This is a genomic window from Pectobacterium atrosepticum (assembly GCA_019056595.1).
In the GTDB taxonomy this organism is placed as follows: Bacteria; Pseudomonadota; Gammaproteobacteria; order Enterobacterales; family Enterobacteriaceae; genus Pectobacterium; species Pectobacterium atrosepticum.
Genome location: CP036163.1, coordinates 1144032 through 1163550, shown reverse-complemented (window position 1 = coordinate 1163550; position 19519 = coordinate 1144032). Strand labels below are relative to the sequence as shown.

At 46.3% G+C, this 19519-nt stretch carries 15 protein-coding genes and 1 pseudogene; 9 read left to right on the top strand and 7 right to left on the bottom strand.

The genetic code is table 11. The features are described 5' to 3' along the window. Positions 1-13: 13 nt before the first annotated feature. The 6 genes and pseudogenes from treB to DCX48_05865 form a co-directional block, all read right to left on the bottom strand. Positions 14-1432, bottom strand: coding sequence for a PTS trehalose transporter subunit IIBC (gene treB, locus DCX48_05890; protein ID QXE14077.1), 1419 nt, complete (start codon positions 1430-1432; stop codon positions 14-16). 575 nt (positions 1433-2007) lie between these two features. Next, positions 2008-2596, bottom strand: a pseudogene (locus tag DCX48_05885) (GNAT family N-acetyltransferase). Between the two features lie 13 nt (positions 2597-2609). After that, positions 2610-3506: a PhzF family phenazine biosynthesis protein gene (locus DCX48_05880; GenBank protein ID QXE14076.1), complete on the bottom strand. Its 897-nt coding sequence runs from the start codon at positions 3504-3506 to the stop codon at positions 2610-2612. A 634-nt stretch (positions 3507-4140) separates the two neighbouring features. Beyond that, positions 4141-4985 (bottom strand): IS5 family transposase gene (locus tag DCX48_05875; protein QXE14075.1). Its coding sequence is split into 2 segments (ribosomal slippage): positions 4141-4640 and positions 4640-4985, totalling 846 coding nucleotides; the frame shifts between segments, so codons are not numbered across the junction. Between the two features lie 271 nt (positions 4986-5256). Next, complete coding sequence (locus DCX48_05870) at positions 5257-6627, bottom strand: hypothetical protein (protein ID QXE14074.1); 1371 nt, start codon at positions 6625-6627, stop codon at positions 5257-5259. Positions 6628-7356: 729 nt separating this feature from the next. Further along, the gene (locus DCX48_05865) at positions 7357-8391 is read right to left on the bottom strand and encodes an IS110 family transposase (protein ID QXE14073.1); all 1035 of its coding nucleotides are present in this window, start codon (positions 8389-8391) and stop codon (positions 7357-7359) included. A gap of 486 nt (positions 8392-8877) precedes the next feature. On the opposite strand from DCX48_05865, the gene DCX48_05860 reads away from it, so the two are divergent. Continuing rightward, complete coding sequence (locus tag DCX48_05860) at positions 8878-9414, top strand: hypothetical protein (protein ID QXE14072.1); 537 nt, start codon at positions 8878-8880, stop codon at positions 9412-9414. Beyond that, positions 9371-10057 (top strand): hypothetical protein, encoded by a 687-nt coding sequence (locus DCX48_05855; protein QXE14071.1) that lies wholly within the window; start codon positions 9371-9373, stop codon positions 10055-10057. The genes DCX48_05860 and DCX48_05855 overlap by 44 nt, the downstream gene beginning before the upstream one ends. A 74-nt stretch (positions 10058-10131) precedes the next feature. Here the strand turns inward: DCX48_05855 and DCX48_05850 are convergent, their stop codons facing one another. Next, positions 10132-11664, bottom strand: a complete 1533-nt coding sequence (locus tag DCX48_05850) for a recombinase family protein (GenBank protein QXE14070.1) — start codon at positions 11662-11664, stop codon at positions 10132-10134. Positions 11665-11707: 43 nt separating this feature from the next. On the opposite strand from DCX48_05850, the gene DCX48_05845 reads away from it, so the two are divergent. The 7 genes from DCX48_05845 to DCX48_05815 all read left to right on the top strand — a co-directional run bounded on the left by DCX48_05845 (position 11708) and on the right by DCX48_05815 (position 19317). Then, positions 11708-13300 carry an ABC-F family ATPase gene (locus DCX48_05845; protein QXE14069.1) on the top strand — a complete coding sequence of 531 codons (1593 nt, stop codon included), beginning with the start codon at positions 11708-11710 and terminating at the stop codon, positions 13298-13300. A gap of 396 nt (positions 13301-13696) precedes the next feature. Then, the gene (locus tag DCX48_05840) at positions 13697-15010 is read left to right on the top strand and encodes a heme anaerobic degradation radical SAM methyltransferase ChuW/HutW (protein ID QXE14068.1); all 1314 of its coding nucleotides are present in this window, start codon (positions 13697-13699) and stop codon (positions 15008-15010) included. Positions 15011-15024: 14 nt separating this feature from the next. Further along, positions 15025-15525, top strand: coding sequence for a heme utilization cystosolic carrier protein HutX (gene hutX, locus DCX48_05835; protein QXE14067.1), 501 nt, complete (start codon positions 15025-15027; stop codon positions 15523-15525). Next, positions 15522-16151 carry a hypothetical protein gene (locus DCX48_05830; protein ID QXE14066.1) on the top strand — a complete coding sequence of 210 codons (630 nt, stop codon included), beginning with the start codon at positions 15522-15524 and terminating at the stop codon, positions 16149-16151. Before hutX ends, DCX48_05830 begins: the two co-directional genes overlap by 4 nt. Before the next feature lie 165 nt (positions 16152-16316). Then, positions 16317-16808: a hypothetical protein gene (locus tag DCX48_05825; protein QXE17162.1), complete on the top strand. Its 492-nt coding sequence runs from the start codon at positions 16317-16319 to the stop codon at positions 16806-16808. Between the two features lie 238 nt (positions 16809-17046). Then, positions 17047-17769 (top strand): glutamine amidotransferase, encoded by a 723-nt coding sequence (locus DCX48_05820; GenBank protein QXE14065.1) that lies wholly within the window; start codon positions 17047-17049, stop codon positions 17767-17769. Between the two features lie 108 nt (positions 17770-17877). Further along, on the top strand, positions 17878-19317 hold the full coding sequence (locus DCX48_05815) for a PLP-dependent aminotransferase family protein (GenBank protein QXE14064.1): 1440 nt from the start codon (positions 17878-17880) through the stop codon (positions 19315-19317). Positions 19318-19519 lie beyond the last annotated feature (202 nt).

The following is a 19519-nucleotide window of genomic DNA, read 5'->3' as shown; positions in this document are numbered from 1 at the left end:
GATATTAGGACGGTTATGCGGGATCTAGCGTGCCATTGCGACTTTTGCGCTTATAGACCAGCACGGTCAGCACTATCGAGATGACGGCGGCAACCAGCATCGCCAGAGCAAAGACTCCCCAAAACTGAGGTTTGATGGAGAGAATACCCGGCAATCCACCGACGCCGATGCCATTTGCTGTTACGCCATATAGGCCGCAAATGAGCGCAGCAGCGGCGGAGCCGATCATGGCGCACAGCATCGGGAAGCGGTATTTCAGGTTGATACCGTACATGGCCGGCTCGGTCACGCCAAGAAAGGCGGAAATCGCAGCGGGAACAGATATTTCGCGCTCGTTGGCTTTCCGACTGACGATAATCACCCCGACGACGGCAGCTGCCTGTGCAATGTTGGACAGCGCGATGAGTGGCCAAACTGGGGTGCCGCCCATACTCTGAATCATCTGCATATCAATCGCTAATGTCGTTTGGTGTACGCCCGTGATGACCAGCGGCGCGTACAGGAACCCAAACAGCGCGGCACCAACTGGGGCGAAGCTGCCTGTCATCACCGCCTTAACGGCCCAGGCGACGCCATCGCCAATCATACGACCAAACGGACCAATCAACGTGTGTGCCAGGAAAACGGCCAGAATGAGTGATGTTACGGGCACGACTACCAGATAGAGGTAATCCGGCACGATTTTTTTCAGTCGTATTTCGATCAAAGCCAGCGCCATTCCGGCTAATACGGAAGGAATGACCTGTGCCTGATAACCTATTTTTTCAATGGTGAACCAGCCAAAATTCCACACTTCAGGCGTTTGTTGGCCGATGAGATAGGCATTCATTAACTGTGGTGATACCAGCGTGATGCCTAGCACGATACCGAGAATCGGTGTCCCGCCCATTTTACGTACGGTTGACCAGCAGACGGCTACAGGGAGGTAGAAGAAGATGGCTTCGCCGAGTAGCCAGAGGAAATCATAGACGGTTTGCCAGGTCGGGTAGAGCTGTACCAGCGTTTGCCCGTCACGCATCGGGATGTCGCCGATAACGTTACGCGCCCCGAGGATCAAGCCCCCGCTGATGAGTGCGGGAAGCAGAGGGAAAAAGATCTCGGCAAAATGTGAAATGCTGCGCTCAAACCAGCTCATATTCTGGCGGGCGGCGATTTTGGCTTCTTCCTTATTAATCTCTCCTTTTCCCGTGGTGGCGAGCAGCGCTTTGTAATACTCGTCTACGTCAGTGCCGATCACGACCTGAAATTGTCCGGCATTCGTGAAGCAGCCTTTTACCATACGCATTTCTTCAATGTTTTTGGGGTGCGCCTTGGAAGCATCGTGCAAGACAAAGCGAAGACGGGTGATGCAGTGCGTGACCGCCGCGATGTTCTCACGCCCGCCAACCAGCTCGATCAGACGGTCAATATCCTGTTGTTTAACTTTACTCATAGTCATGTCCTTATATCTTTTAACGCAGACGTCGGGGACGCGAAGCAAGTACAGCTACAGAAAAGCATAGTCTGTTAATGATGATTTTGCTGCGAGAGAAAAATGCATTGGGCTGTTTTTAAAAGAGAATGTTCAGGCATGCGGTGTGATGCACAAATCTGTGATGTGTGGGTAGACAAAAAAAGAAAGAGGAATGAATGGAATGTGGGAACAGGAGAAAAACAAAAGCCGCCTGTAGGAGGCGGCTTTAGAGATTGTTTATATCACAATCAGAACGGGCTGATGATTGAACCAATACGTTCACAGTAGCTGACATAAACGTCTCCCATTCTTTTAAAGAATTTGCTGATTTTACGAAGCATAGTCATTATCAGACTCCTCTAACGGGTTAATTAAGTGTGATGTTCATCACGTTTTTAATGTTAGCGGAGATGAAATTGGATTTCAACATTTTTGTGATGTTAGTCACAAAAATATAACGAGTGAGTCAATGAAATACACGGAGGAGTGAAGAGAACCTGATGCGCGCCCGATAGCGCCGCGAATCAGGTGAGGGGATACACTACGAGTCCGTGTCAGGCGGAATAGTGGTAAATATTGTGATCGAACCACTGCTCGTCAATCTGCTCCGCATCTTTCTCTGTGTGATGAAAAAGGAAGCCGAGCCGTTGGGCGACGGCGTTGGGCGACGGCGTTACTACGCGTGTTGGCGGTTGAGGCTTTGATGACGCAGCGCTCAACGAGGTTCGCATCGATATAGGCTGCTATCAGCGTACTGACGGCCTGAGAAATGATGCCTTTACCTTCAAATTCTTCGGCGAGCCAGTAGCCGATGACGCCTTCTTTATTCTGGATCGTGTTGAAGGAAACGATGCCTGCCAGCGCATCGTCCCAGCGGATGACGTATACGGCGGCCGTTTTGTCGAAGAATTCCTTTCTGTTGCCGCGAATGGTTTCCCGCGTGTCATCGACGCTTTTGACGGAATCTGGCCAAGGCAACGTTCGCCGTAGACGTGGTTTTTCCTGCTGAATCAAGGTAAAGAGCGCCTCAGCGTCGCTCTCTTCCTGTATCGCTAGGCGCAGATGGGGCTGATGGCGTAGCTCATACAGCTTGTCTCCAAATAAGTTGTCTGCAAATAACGTATCTGTAGATAACTGTTCCATAAAGATCCTCCCTTTAACGCTGCAACGTTCCATCAACGATCGTGACACTATGCCCGCCGATCCAAGGTTCATCGTTCAGATAAGTCACGGTAATTCGGCCGTCACGTTGCAGCATCGTGCCTTGTCGCACAAGATAACTGAGCGGTGCGTCGATGTTATTCATGGAGTGATGCTGACGAAGCAGCGCTGCCAGACAGGCATTGGCGCTGCCAGTCACGGGATCTTCTTTAAGATGGCCGCGTTCAATATAGAACGTGCGAACTTCATAATCAGCGGGCGTTGCACCCTCGTGTGGTCCATAGATGGCGATACCGTTGGTCTGGCTGAGATTTTCCACGGCGGCGAGTGCTTCTGCATCCGGTGTGATGTTCAGACAGGTGTCGGCACTGTCTACACGAACCACGAGCCAGCGAATTCCCATGTGTACGGCGGCAGGCGGATAGCGTTTATCGATACGGTTAGCACCAAGGTTGGTAATGCCCAGCGTTTTTTCCAGCAGCGGCATGTGCTCATCGCCAAACGGAACGATGGTGGCCTGCGGCGCGTGAAAAGCGAGGCTCTCATCATCACCGATGTTGATTGGAACCAAACCAATACCGCACTGTTGTATCAACTGCCCCGAGGATTTAGGACGTAATCCTTCTTCCAGTAAAGCGTGTGCGGTGCCTAGTGTGGGATGCCCGGCAAACGGAATCTCTGATTCTGGCGTAAAAATGCGGACATGATAATCCGCTAAAGGATTGGTGGCTGGCAGAACAAACGTGGTTTCCGACAGGTTTGTCCAGCGGGCGATGTCTTGCATTTGCTCATCGGTTAATCCATTCGCCTCCATAATGACGGCAAGCGGATTGCCTTTGAAAGGCTGCTGGGTGAAAACGTCGACCTGTTTGAAACGACGTACTATAGGCATCGCATTTCTCTCCTGTATGCGGCATCGTTTAAATATCACTCAAAACTAACCGCGATCCTATCGCGCGCTTGTGGCATAATGCGCGCCAAATCACATTCCGACTCGAGTATAAGTGCTGTGTTAAGTACCAACAATATCACCATGCAGTTTCATATGTGGTAATAATATTTTTCTGCCATACCTTCATACCCGCTCCCCATTGTCATCGCATAGACGAATTGCACCGTCTGGCTTTAGTTGGTTGTGATTTTTTCCTGCATGTGCACTGTATCCCTCACAGCCGCCATGAATTAATTGATGTGAAGGGCTAATTTGAGAAATATATCAATTTAAACAATGGATTAAGCTACATGGCCCTGATAAGGCAAAATGTGAAGAGATTTTAATCAATTTATCGATCTGTAAAAACGATCGATAAATTGATATTGATAGATTTAATAGATTTAAAGGTGTGGGGATGCTATACTTCGTCTGGTTGTAAAAAGCAGTTTGTCTTACCCACTCTTTTTGCTAAATGGACTTAACTATTTGATTTTATGATAATGATAAGGTTTTTCTAATGACTGTGAAGCGTATGTTGGGCTGTAGTCTGCTGACAATGTCGTTGCTATTCAGTAACGCTAGGCTGTGTCCCTTAACTTAACAACCGCTTTAAAAATAACCTGATCGCCCCCAGCTTTAGCATACTCAGGTAGTTTCTGGCTGTTTTTTCCGAACGTGTAGCGATACGACGATTTTCTTTGAGTATCGCAAAGCAACGCTCCACGACATTGCATTTTTTGTACAGGCATCTGTCGAGGGGCCGACGTCTGTCCTGACTAGCTTTCTCATTCGATTTAAACGGAATCACCACTTTTATTCCCTTTATTTTCAAATGAATGCGGAGGCTATTACTTGAGTAACCCTTATCCGCCAGTACCGCTTTCGCACGCGATTTCAGATGCCCACTTCTTCGGATAATCCCGACCCGATTAAGCAACGTTTCCGCATACCGGCTTTCGTGGGCTTGTCCGCCGCTCAGACAAAAACTCAGCGGTAACCCTGTGCCATCTGTCGCCAGATGGATTTTGGTGCCAAAGCCGCCGCGAGAGCGACCCAGCCCATGGTCCTCGCGTTCATCGGGATGTTTTTTTTCGCACCGGCCGCCGCTTTCAGGGCGCGAACGTTACTGCCATCCAGCGCGATAACATCCCAGTCAATCAGCGCTTTTTCATCCAAGATCTGGAGTAATTTATTGAAAATACTGTTCATTACTCCGGCTTTAGACCACCGGTTAAAGCGGTTGTAAATAGTTTTCCATTGACCATAACGCTCAGGTAAATCCCGCCACGGCGCGCCAGAGCAAAGAACCCAAAATATACCATTCATGACATGCCTGTGAGCAAAGTAAGGACGCCCGCCTCTGGAAGAACCTCTTTCAGGTGGCAGCATGGGAGAAATCAGCGCCCATGCTTCATCGGGGAAATCGTAACGAGCCAAATTAAAGAACTTTTTGTGGTGAAATCATGTCATTGATTGTACAAAAAATAGTTACGGGACACAGCCTAGGGCTTACTCTGATTAAGCTCTGCCTTTACCCCCAACAGCTAGCTAAGAGCAAAAAGCTATCTATACACATATCTCTCAGAAGTCGTGCCGGTAGAACAATTACGACTCACAGAAGAACACATTTTAAAGCTGAAACTAAACGAACGGACTGTCTTTAGGTAGACTTTAAAACTATTAAATCAAGTAAATATCATTTCGATTATTAATATTTATTTAATGGTTTTGTATAAATTCTATTCACCCACCCAGTAGTTTGTTCGCCATTTAAGGATATTTTAACATAAAGCCATTTCTTATTGCTTTTATCTAAAACTGCAACAACAGAGTATTTTTTAATCGTTTCTATAACTTCGCCTTGCATTGAAGGTTTATCGCGTAATCTAACGCTATCAGCGGTGATGACCCTGAAATCTTTCAATACTTCCCAATTGACAGTTTCATTCTTATTGGAGACAAGTTCTTTTATATAGGAATTTATAGATAAAGATTGAATAATTAAATCTCCACTCTTATTAAAAAGCTCAAGAGCTTCAGCTTTTATCTTATCTTCAGCAATAGGGAAAATAATATGCATTATGAAATAATAAACTATCAATTGTATTACTATAGGCAACTCTCTGAATTTTTTAACATACGAGCTTTTATCTTTAAACTCTTGGAGTTTAGTAATTGCATCTGGTTCGATTTCGTTAAAATCCTGAGTACTTTGTGCTATATACGCAGCACCTTCAGCGGTGCTTGTATAAATATTTGCCACATTGACAATAGAATTTAACTCTTCGGCACTGATGTTATCTAAATAGCTATTGACTGAGTTGTACAATACTTTTATTGAGTTAAGTTCACCTTCTCCAGATGTCCGTGGACGAACTAAAGCATTGATCAAACTACTGGGAGACATCAGATTTTTATATTTCTCAGCAATAGTATCCTGCGTTGCGATTAAAGCACTGATAGAACTACTGGGAAACATCAGGTTTTTATATTTCTCTGCAATAGTATCCTGCGTTGCGATTAAAGCACTGATAGAACTACTGGGAAACATCAGGTTTTTATATTTCTCTGCAATAGTCTCCTGCGATGCGATTAAAGCACTGATAGAACTACTGGGAGACATCAGATTTTTATATTTCTCAGCAATAGTATCCTGCGATGCGATTAAAGCACTGATAGAACTACTGGGAAACATCAGGTTTTTATATTTCTCTGAAATAGTATCCTGCGTTGCGATTAAAGCACTGATAGAACTACTGGGCAACATCAGATTTTTATATTTCTCAGCAATAGTATCCTGCGATGCGCTTAAAGCACTGATAGAACTACTGGGAAACATCAGGTTTTTATATTTATCTGCAATAGTATCCTGCGTTGCGATTAAAGCACTGATAGAACTACTGGGAGACATCAGGTTTTTATATTTCTCAGCAATAGTATCCTGCGTTGCGATTAAAGCACTGATAGAACTACTGGGAGACATCAGATTTTTATATTTCTCAGCAATAGTCTCCTGCGATGCGATTAAAGCACTGATAGAACTACTGGGGAACATCAGATTTTTATATTTCATATCCATAAATCAGAACTCTCAACTAAATTGCCATATACATTCGATTGCTCTATTTTATAAAAAAATCTAAGGTTTTACCCTGAGCACCTAATGAACAAAAAATAATATTTTTAGATTTCTTCATTAACTTTACTCTTTAAAGAATAACGCGCTGACTACCTACAGAAATAGCAATATATCATTCCAAAATAAAATTCACCTGTAAATATCCCACATAACAATATATTTTGTAAAGAAAATATTAATGAGTTTTATCATACTCCTTAGAGATCACTTTGCTTTTGTTAGAACACTAACTACTTCGTTACTACAACCTAATGAATACAAAAACAATGCAGCCAATCATATTAGATATGATTACAAACAGAAAAGTATAAGGCAAAGCATAAGAAAATACAGTTAATGGAGTATCTAAAAAATCATTTAGTTAAACCTAGCCTTGCAATTTAGTTACCCTGCTAATTGTTGTCTGTAGTGGCACACTGAATTTGGCCACATATGGACGTCCCGTGTTGTGCAAGTACTAAATTGATATGGTTTGCTGCCATATATTCGGCGTCATTACTGGGCCAAACAACCCGCGCCATGATGTCATCCGCATCCTGTTTCCTTATCACTACACCGGTATGTCACTACTACCTTGGCACACGTCAGGCTATTACAGGATCGGTTTACCATTTTCTCATCAGTATTTGCAAACTCAGGGGGAATAATATTCCTTGGATAAAGCAATGGTTAGTTCATAGCGAACGCCCTGTTAATGTTAAAACTTGTAGGCTCTGTCAATAATCGCCAGACAATCCGTGTCATCTTATTAGCCAGTGCAACTGTGGCTTTCATTTTACCTCTTCGTTCAGTAAGCCGTTTCAACCACACACCCAGTGCATCATCGCGTTTATGAGCCCAGTGCATCACAGACCGCGCACCATGAATGATCAATGTCCGTAGATCACGATTGCCATTTTTGGTCATCGAAGAAAGACTGTTTTTGCACCCTGAACTATGTTGTCTGAGAACAAGACCACACCAGGCAGATAATTGTCGTCCGTTAGTAAACTGATCTGCGTTTACTTCACTCAGAAAAGCGGTAGCGATAAGTGGACCAATACCTGGTATTGTCATCAGTACTTTATATTTAGGTTGTTGCTGACAAAGAGCTGTCAGACTGCGCTCAACAGAAAGAATGCGTTCATTAAGTGAATGTATACTTTCGAGCAATGAGGCAAGTAACTGGCGCAGCACGGGGGAAATTAGCTGTTCTGCATCTTCAATAATATCGGGCAGTCTCTGCTGTAAAATATGAATTCCGACAGGGATCTCAACACCTTGCTCTGCTGCCAGTGACCGGGCCTGATTTGCCAGCGCAGTGCGCTGTTCTACCATCAACTGGCGGGCAGCTCTGATAGCCTTAATATCTTGCTGTTCAACTGTTTTTATAGCCACGAAATGAATACCAGGGCGAAAAGCTGTCTCACAAATAGCAAGTGCATCGTTGGCATCATTTTTCTGATGATGTGTTAATGCTTTTACATGTTGCGTGGGTATGAGTCTGACCTGAAAGCCGATTGACTGAAAAGTCCGCCCCCAATAATGGGAAGTCGCGCAAGCCTCCATTGCAATCATCGAACCGGCAGGGAATTGACGAATGGTATCGAGCAATTTAGCCTGGGAAACCTTACGGTTAGATGCAATACTCCCATCGTTCATCCAGACGCAAACTTGAAAGACAGATTTTGCCAGATCGATACCGATAACTTTAATCTCGTTCATGATGCAGTACCTCTGTGAATAAAATCGCTCAGCATAAGTATGGCAAAACTTACATAGAGGGAGGGACGTCCATCACATCACTACATATCATGTCTCTTTCGACGTTGAACAGTTACCTGTCAATATCCAATGCGTTGATGATGGTTCTGACTATCAGTTTGATTCCGATGATATATTAGATATTTTTGCTGCATAATAGTCAGTTAAATCATTAGTTATGCATGCCAGCTCAGACAGGAAGTAATGGCTAAGTCTGTCTGAGTAAATCTCTCTACATGTAGGTTTTATGTTGTACTATTGTTGCTGATGAGTTGTTTTTTTTGAGTTTTCTGATCGCATATTAAAATAAAGCATAGCATATGGCATGCTAATAAAAATATGATCTATTCTATTCTATTCTATTCTATTCTATTCTAACCTGAATTCCATACTTTATCGATTTGGATATCTATTTTATCATTTATGGATCGTGATAGGAGATACCATATGATTGAGTCGCTCAACTGCTTCGCTTCCTCTTCGACTAACTTAGGAAGTTTTATAGCTGGACTTTTAGTTTTTTTTATTAGCACTTTCTTTGTTTTTTTTGTTAAAGATGTATTTAAAAAACCACCATCATTCTCTGGGGTTTTTTATCTTAAAATAACTACGGAAAATTCTAAAAAAGAAGATTACAAGGGGCTATCTTCTTTTTTTGTGCTCACATTAATTAATGAATCCGCAACAAAGGTAATTGGGAAAATAGAAAAGATTTATGATATAGAAAATACAGGTTTTCATAGAAAATACACAGGTAAAGATAGAAATGTAGGGAATGTAATATTAACAATAGAAAGATATTATTTGAGATTTAATAAAGCTAATATACACATTTCTTTAGATGGTGACCCAAATGGAGTACAGAGACCATCATCCTTAGTTGTAAGTTTGGATAAAGCCAAATATAAAACTACGGGAGTTTTTACTACAACAGCTGCAGATGCTAATGGAATTGCTGTATTCCAAAATGAAAAGTTTCATTAAAGAAATGAGAGTTTTATTAATCATACTTACTATACCTTTTTTTATTGTCACTATGTTTTCATGCTTCAATAGAAAAATTGCTAGTGATTTAACTAAATGTGTCGATTTCATTAATAATGAAAAAGAACATTTCTCCATGATAGATGACTACTATTATTATGTTTTAGTCATAGCTGAAGATCATAGGAGTAGTATTCATTTTGGCCTTGATCCAATAGCTATTATTCGGTGTGTGTATTTAAGATTAACCCAAAATGTCATACAAGGAGGAAGTACAATAGATCAACAATTGGTTAGAACTCTGACCGGAAGATATGAGCGAACCCTACGCCGAAAGATAAGAGAACAGGCGATTGCTATATTGTTAAATTACAAGATTAAAAACAAAAAAGATATAGGTAAGGCTTATTTAAGTTGTGCATATTTTGGTTATGAAAAAATTGGTTTTTTAAGTTTGTCAGATACTGATAAACAAGATGCAAGTGAGTTAATTGCGAGGTTGAAATATCCCACAAAAAAGAACGAGAAACCGAATGATAATAAAAAAATAGTCGGTAGGAAGAAATATATTGATAACATTCTTGATAATAAGTTTTATATAATAAAAAAATTGTCTACTGATAATAAAAGTTTACGAAAATGATCTTTGTATGAGTTAAGATACTAACTATTATTTGATTTTTTTGAACCGGAAAATGTACTCTAGATAGAGTTCGCTTAATCATAAATTGGTTCATAAGACGAGGTTTGATTGTCTTCAGTAAATTCAGCCAATAATCTTTGCATCGCGATCGAATCGCTCACAAATTTGAGTTTTCCATTGTCTAGCATGAAGCTCTGTGTATGGCCTGATAGATGAAAAATTCTCACTGCCCAACTAGATCCTGAGCGAGTTACCGTGATGCTTTTTAAAACCCGTTTTAGCATAAGATTAAGCTCTAAACTATCAGTGATACTTGATAGCTTTGCGTTATTGACGGCGTCAATGCCACGCTGTTCTCGCTCAATTTTTGCTTGCTGCTCTGTTATTTCTTTTACGCGTGCTTCCATTGTACTGATTGTTTTAATGACAGACGAAGGGACTTCATCAACTTCCTGTAACGTGATGTTTAGATTAGCTATTCTCTTCTCAAGCTGTTTTTTTTCAAGATAGGCTGATCTGTCAGACGTAACAGCCTTTTTGAACTCTAGCCGACCCAGCATAGTTGCTAATGCGTCATCTAATCCTTTGATCGAGAGATTTTGAGAACAACGACCATCTTTGGCGTTTAGGCAACCATGATAAACGTACAGTTTCCCTCTTACCGTGCTCTTTCTTTTTATTAATGCACCACCGCATCCACAGCGTAATAGACCACTATAAGGATTATCAGTGCTACGGCGTCCTCGCGTGGATTTGCTTTGGTCAGATTGAAGTAACAACCACTCATCTTTACTGATCAGGGCAGGGTAGTATCCTTCTACTATCTCTAGTTGGATCATTTCTCTTTCTTTGTTCGTTTCCCCCGTCTGATAGGCACCATATAACGCTGGGTTCTTTAGCATTTTAGTTATTGATGCATGATTCCATTGTGCTGTACGAATCCCTGCTATGCCCTGTTTATTGAGAAATTTAGCTATCATATTGCTACCTTTACCCTCTTGCTTGAGCGTGACTATCTGCCTAGCCGTTTCCACTTTGTCGCTGAACGCGTATCCCGTTTCAGTGCGCTTTAGCCAAAAAGGGAGGATTTTATTGATAGGTATGCCGTTAAGTGCATCTTGTCGCTGCTGTCCTTTGGTTTCTCGCAGACGTTGCGCTTTACGCTCTGATTCTTTGTAAGCAAGGTCGGCGGCTAAAGCGATTCGAATAACGCTTTGCAACTCATTTAGGCTGCTTTTAGTCAAAACCAATCCATCAGACAAACTAACGATTTGCACATCCTTGCTGAGGATTTCTTTCACCGTTTCCAGTGTTACATCTATGCCACGTCGTGAAAGCCGATCCAGTGCTTCAATAATAATTGTTGAGCCAGCAGTAATCTGCCCTTCATCTATTGCGGTGAGCATATCAGCTAACGAAGGGCGTTTACCTTCACGGAAAGCACTTATCCCCAGATCTTGAAAATTCTTGCTGGAAAGTCTCAGCATATGTCTGCTGGCGTATTCCTCAGCCATTTCCGTTTGTCTGCGGAGACTATCACCCGATGCCTGTTTCTTGCTCGAAAAACGCACATAACTGTAGGCGATCCCATTGCTATCTTGTGGCATAATGTGTCCAAAATCACGTTTCTATAAGAGAAGAGTAAATCCTTTGCTATTAAGTAACAATATCACCATGCAGTTCGGCAGCAAGCCGTTGTTTGAAAACATCTCCGTTAAATTTGGCGGCGGAAACCGTTACGGTTTGATTGGCGCGAATGGCTGCGGCAAATCCACCTTTATGAAGATTCTCGGCGGCGATCTGGTGCCGAGCGGCGGTAACGTCTTCCTCGATCCTAATGAACGTCTGGGTAAACTGCGTCAGGATCAGTTCGCGTTTGAAAAATACAGCGTGCTGGATACCGTTATCATGGGCCACGGTGAGCTGTGGGCGGTAAAAGAAGAGCGCGACCGTATCTACTCATTGGCTGAAATGAGCGAAGCCGACGGCTATAAAGTGGCCGATCTGGAAGTGGAATACGGTGAGATGGATGGCTATAGCGCGGAATCACGCGCGGGCGAACTGTTGCTGGGTGTGGGGATTCCTGTTGATCAGCACTATGGCTTGATGAGCGAAATTGCTCCCGGTTGGAAACTGCGTGTCTTGTTGGCACAGGCACTGTTTTCCGATCCTGAAATCCTGCTGCTCGACGAACCGACCAACAACTTGGATATCGATACTATCCGTTGGTTGGAGCAGGTGCTGAACGAGCGTAACAGCACCATGATCATTATCTCGCATGACCGTCACTTCCTGAATATGGTCTGTACGCATATGGCGGATCTGGACTACGGCGAGCTGCGTGTTTATCCGGGCAACTATGATGAATACATGACGGCCGCGACGCAGGCTCGCGAGCGTTTACTGTCCGATAACGCCAAGAAGAAAGCGCAGATTTCCGAACTGCAATCGTTCGTTAGCCGCTTTAGCGCCAATGCCTCTAAATCCAAACAGGCGACATCGCGCGCGCGCCAGATCGATAAAATTCAGTTGGATGAAGTGAAAGCCTCCAGCAGGCAAAACCCGTTTATCCGTTTTGATCAGGATAAGAAACTGTTCCGTAATGCGCTGGAAGTTGAAGCGTTGACCAAAGGTTTTGATAATGGCCCGCTGTTCAGCAAGCTGGGTCTCATGATCGAAGTGGGTGAAAAAGTCGCCATTCTGGGTGCCAACGGTGTGGGTAAATCGACATTGCTGAAAACGCTGGTCGGTGATTTCGCACCAGATAGTGGCACCGTTAAGTGGTCGGAAAATACTCAAATTGGCTACTACGCACAGGATCACGAATACGAATTCGATGAGACGCTGACGGTGTTTGACTGGATGAGCCAGTGGAAACAGGAAAAAGATGACGAACAGGCGGTGCGTAGCGTGCTCGGTCGTTTGCTGTTCAGTCAGGATGATATCAAGAAGAAAGTGAAGGTCTTATCCGGTGGTGAAAAGGGTCGTATGCTGTTCGGTAAGCTGATGATGCAGCGTCCGAATATTCTGGTAATGGACGAACCGACCAACCACCTTGATATGGAATCCATTGAATCGCTGAACATGGCGCTGGAAATGTATGAAGGGACGCTGCTGTTCGTGTCTCATGACCGTGAGTTTGTTAGCTCGTTGGCAACCCGTATTCTGGAAATGACGCCAAACAAAGTGAACGATTTCACCGGTAACTACGAAGATTACCTGCGCAGTCAGGGTATTCAGTAAGCCATAAACCGTCCCCGTCCTAACCACTGTTTAGGACGGGGAACGGATATTCTCAGTTTCTCTCTCCTTTTTATCTCTTCTTGCCGATGTCGTCATTGGGCGAAAATATTCACTTATCCTGTCTGTTTATCACCCAAATTAACGAACTTTAATAAACGCGGTGTTTTTTTCGGAATTGTTAAAAAAGAAAAGAAATACTCATCGTAACTGCATGAAATAAAATGGTAATAACTTTTTCTTGTATGATTTTCAGTTTGCATAAAAGAAAAAAAATTGTTAATCCATTGCGTTATTTTACCCCACTGAAATTTTGCACGTTCATTTATGCTGTCGCCACATTGCCAAATAAAAATAATTATCATTTAATTTATTTTATTGATTATTTGGGGGCCGTTAATGAACATCGATTTGACGCCGTATTATGCCGAGCCCGGTGAGCAGCCTTTTAGCGCCCGACGTATGGCGATGCCTTGGCGCAACCATGTGCCACTTTCACCAGAACAAATTCCAGCCGGTTGGCAGACGCTGAAGCAGCAGAGTGTGCCTGCGCGTAAGCGTCTGCTCTATCTGCACATTCCTTTTTGTGCCACGCACTGCACGTTCTGCGGTTTTTACCAAAACAAACTGCGCGATGACAGTACGGCGACCTATACCCGCTATCTGTTGCAGGAATTAGCAATGGAAGCGGACAGCCCGCTACACCAGTCTGCGCCCATTCATGCGGTTTACTTTGGCGGCGGTACGCCAACGGCGCTGGCGGCTGATGAGCTGTCGCAAATCATTCGTGCGATTCGCACTTCGCTGCCCTTAGCACCGGACTGTGAAATCACGGTAGAAGGGCGGGCGATGGATTTTGACGATGAGCGTATTGATGCTTGTTTGGATGCAGGAGCGAACCGCTTCTCCATTGGGATTCAGACGTTTGATACCCGTATTCGTCAGCGTATGGCGCGTACCTCGGATAAACAGCAGTCAATCCGCTTCCTTGAACGCCTGTGCGGGCGGGACAGGGCCGCTGTGGTATGCGATCTGATGTTCGGTTTGCCGGGACAAACGCCGGAAATCTGGCGCGAAGATCTGGCGATCGTCAGCGATTTACCGTTAGACGGCGTCGATCTGTATGCACTTAATCTGTTACCGACAACGCCGCTGGCGAAAGCGGCCGAAAACCAGCGTGTTGCGTTGCCTGATGTGGTCGCTCGGCGTGACTTTTACCGGACTGGCGCGGCATTTCTGGCTGACTCTGGCTGGCACCAGCTTAGTAACAGCCACTGGGCGCGCACCACGCGTGAGCGCAATCTGTACAATCTGTTGATTAAACAAGGCGCGGATTGCCTGGCAATGGGGAGCGGTGCGGGCGGCAATATAAACGGACAGGCTTACATGATGGAACGCAGTCTGGAGCGCTATTATCAGCAGATCGATCAGGGGCAAAAACCGATCATGATGATGACGCCAGCCAGCTCAACCGGGCCGTGGCAGCATCAGCTTCAGGCGGGTATTGAGGTCGGTCGCATCAAACTGCCTCAACTGACCCAGCATGCCCGTGAACTTCAGCCATTGCTGAGCCAGTGGCATCAGGCCGGTTTAACCTGTGACGATTCCACCTGCCTGCGTTTGACCAACGATGGCCGCTTCTGGGCGAATAACCTGATGCAGGCATTACAACAAATTATCCCTCAGCTTAATGCCGAAGAGCATGCCCACTAACCGGAGACGCAATCATGACCATGACACTGAATGAATTACTGGCAACCAACCCTGATGGCACATTGGAAGATATTGCCGGAAAATACAATACGTCGCTGTTTGCCGTCGTTGAGGCGTTGCCTACGGCTCAGTGCACGCTGGCGACGGGCGATCGTTTCGATCAGGTGTGGGACACGATTGCGACCTGGGGTGAAGTGACGCTCATTAGCCACACGGCGGATGCGATTCTGGAATTCAAGAGCGAGCTGCCAACCGGTACGCACCGCCACGGTTACTTTAACTTGCGTGGCAAAAATGGCCTGAGTGGACACATCCGTGCGACGAGCTGTCAGCACATTGCGTTTATTGAGCGTAAGTTCATGGGGATGGACACGGCGTCCGTGGTGTTCTTTAATGCCAATGGTGCGGCGATGTTTAAAATCTTCCTTGGACGAGACAGCCACCGCCAGTTGCTGAGCGCTCAGGTCGATGCGTTCCGCGCGCTGGCGAGTGAATTACAACCGGAGCAGGTATGACGTGGTTACTTTTCGGCGCAGGTAATGGGGTGGGTGGGTGCTTATTACAGCGCGCCATCGAGTGCGAGCAGGCAGTAGTACTGGTATTACGCAATCCTGAACAGGCCAAACACTGGCGTGAACAGGGTGTGACAGTGGTAGAAGGTGATGCCTGCGACCCAGAAACGGTGGCGGAAGCCTGCCGTGTTGCGGGTCCCTCTGCCATTGTAGTATCGACGATGGGTGGCGGCACGGTAAATTATCAGGGTCACCGAACGGTGATTGACGGAGCAGAGCAGGCTGGCATCAAGCGTATGCTGCTGGTGACCTCACTGGGCTGCGGTGATAGCTGGCCGCTGCTGTCGCCACGCGCTAGAGCTGCGTTTGGCTTTGCGGTACGGGAGAAATCGCTGGCAGAAAGCTGGCTGCAAAGCAGTACGTTGGATCACTGTATCGTTCGCCCTGGCGGTCTGCTGGACGTAGTGGCGACACACAATGCGAAACTGACGCAAGGTGCTGCTACGTTGGGATTGGTGTCACGCTCGGATGTGGCGCTGGCGGTTGATCAACTGCTGCAACAGCCCGTGTTTGGCAATCACATCTACAATCTGATCGATCCCGATCTCACCATGCCCGCTATTCCGTAATCCCCGCCATTCTGTCATCAATGTTGCTGGGATCGTTATCCCGGCAACAGATAAACTGTTATAGCCAATCTGTCGAAAACTGTATCTGTTATCTCTCAGGTGGCTATGGTCTAATCGACGCCAGCCGTGTTGTGTTTTTGTTAAAGCATGACAGTTTTTATATGCATGATGGTGATGACGATGGATGAAGTAAAACGCCTTCTGACCGAAGAGATCGAACGTATTAATCGGGAAGAGAAACGCGACAATAAAATACGTTTTAGCCGAAAATTCATGCAGTCACACCCTTATCTGTTTGCCGCGATGCTGGCGAGCTATGTGCCGGTTGCGATTATCCTCTTTTATGCCTCTTATTTTGGTTTGCCGTACTTGATCGGCTTTACCGTCTTCCTGCTGGTGATGACGCTGGCACTCTCGATGGATATCAATCCGACCTATCGCTTTGAAGACATTGATACGCTGGATTTACGTGTTTGCTACAACGGTGAGTGGTTTACGATCCGCCACGTATCGCAGGACACGCTGGATAAGCTGTTACGCAACGAGCAGGTGCCGCCCGCTGTGAAAGCAGGGATAGAGAAAATTCAGCGTACCAAAGGTGATGTTGATTTCTATGACGTCTTCTCGCTGGCCTATCGGCAACAGCCTTCGGCATAGCCAGCGCTCTCGCCCTCCGACTATCCACTTTCCTAATGACCAGATAATCCCGTCGTTTTCACCATGCTGAAGTTTGTATGGTGTCTGGATTGCTCAGGGATTCGTTTTCATAAAGACTGGTTTTCATAAAAACAGAGTGCTACGTTCATTGTAAGCGACGGATGTCGTATTTCTTTTGATTTTTCAGACCGATAGTTTTCCTGGTTGATGGTTTCTCAAATACGGGTAGAACAGGACGATGAGCGAAAAGGTATTGCTGGTGATTCAGTTGGGCCAACCGCCGGAAGGTATTGCCTCTCAGGTTGGGCAGCAGGGGAAATGGTTTAGCGATGCGGTACAGGATAACTCTCAGCCAGTACAGGTGGTTCGTCCCGATCTTGGGGAACCGCTGCCACCGTTTGATACGCTGGCAGCGGTGATTATCTCTGGCTCGTGGTCGATGGTCACGGATCGACTGGAGTGGAGCGAATACACCGCAGGCTGGCTGCGCGAGGCGTATTACGCAGATGTGCCGCTGCTGGGCGTGTGTTATGGGCATCAACTGCTGGCCGATGCGCTGGGCGGCAAAGTAGGCGACAACCCGAACGGCAAGGAAGTCGGCGTTCAGGTTGTGACAACTCATGACGCCGCAGCACAAGACCCCTTACTGCGTGACTATCCATCGCAGTTCGGCGCTTACCTGACCCACCAACAGTCGGTGCTGGAAGCGCCAGCAGGTGCTCAGGTGCTGGCGAGTTCAGCGATGGACGGTTGTCAGATTATCCGCTACAGCGAGAAAGTCCTGACCGTGCAGTTCCACCCAGAATTCAATGCGGACATCATGCTGACGTGCCTGCGTCATACTGAAACGGCGCTGAGACAGGGCGGTTGGGATGTCGATCGGATGATGGATATTCAACAAGAGCCTGTCTGGGCGCGTAAGATTTTGCTGGATTTTGTACAGCGTTATGCGGCGAAATAGCGTGCGTTCAATGCGTTGTTCTCAATAAAAAATCCTGCTCGCTCGTCATCTATCGGTGATGATCGAATCCAAAATAATGACAGGCTCACCCAGCGAAACCGTAGCGCTATGGCAAAGTTTGAACAGCTCGCTCACCAAATCCGTGAACAGCTTCAGGAAGGTATCTGGCAGCCGGGCGATAAATTACCCTCGCTGCGGGAAAAATCACTGCATGCAGGCATGAGCCTGATGACGGTGCTGCATGCGTATCAACTGCTGGAAAGTCAGGGGTTGATTGTGTCGCGCCCACAATCGGGTTACTACGCGGCACCTCAGTTGGCCGCAACGCCAGCAGACAATCTGTATTCGCCCGTTGGGCAGGATCGCGTCCAGCTTACCGAAGACGTGGACGTCAATGCGTTCATTTTTGATGTACTTCAGGCCAGCAAAGATCCGGCGGTGATGCCCTTCGGATCGGCATTCCCCGATCCGCAGCTTTTTCCACAGCGCCAACTGACGCGCTCGCTGGCCTCGGTGGCGCGTCATATGCAGCCGCAAAGCGCGCTGGATAATTTGCCGCCGGGTAATGAAAGCCTGAGGAAGAATATCGCCCAGCGCTATGCGTTGCAGGGCATTGCCGTTTCGCCCGATGAGATTGTTATTACGGCAGGGGCGATGGAGTCCCTCAATCTCAGCCTTCAGGTGCTGACGGAACCGGGTGACTACGTGGTGATCGAATCTCCCGCTTTTTACGGTGCGCTACAGGCGATTGAACGTCTTAAACTCAAAGCCATTGCGATTGCTACCGATCCGCAGCAGGGCATAGATCTTGACGCGCTACAGCAGGCATTGCATGACTACCCGATCAAAGCCTGCTGGCTGATGACTAATTTCCATAATCCGCTTGGCTGCACGCTGTCTTGGGAGAAGAAACAGCGGCTGGTGGCGATGCTGGAAAACCACGGTGTTGGCCTGGTTGAGGATGACGTCTACAGCGAGCTTTATACCGGTCTGCAACGTCCGTTGCCAGCCAAGGCATTGGATAAAAAAGGTACGATTTTGCACTGTTCCTCCTTTTCTAAAAACTTGGTAGCCGGGTTCCGCATCGGCTGGGTGGCAGCAGGGAGCTATGCGGGAAGCATTCAGCGTTTGCAACTGATGAGTACATTATCAACCAGCGCACCGATGCAGTTGGCGATTGCGGATTATCTGGCGACCAGCAGCTATGACAGCCACCTGCGCCGCCTGCGACGGGCGCTGGAGCAACGAAAACACGCTGCGCTACAGTCTCTACGGCGACACTTTCCGGGCGAAGTTCGTATTAATCATTCACAAGGCGGCTATTTTCTCTGGCTGGAATTACCTGAAGGCGTCAGCAGCACTGAACTCTACCGGCGTGCGCTGGAACGGGGTGTCAGCATTGCTCCGGGCAAAATGTTCACGACTGGCGACAAATACGATCGCTACTTCCGCTTCAACGCGTCCTACGACTGGGACGATCGCTGCGAACAAAGCGTGATCGCATTAGCCTCGCTGATTCGAGCGCAGCTATCCTCTCGTATGACCTGATCACTCCTTTATGGGTGTGGAGAGGTTTGCCATTTTTCTGCTACTGTTCCCGTTATGGCGGAAAGTGGGAAGGCCGCGCATTGATGGCTGAAAGGTATTGATGGCGAAAAATAGTCATAACCTTGCCAGAAATCAGGAAGTCGATCGGCGTGATGGGTATAATCCCTATCAAAGGTGAGCTATACCCGCTATCTTTCGGACC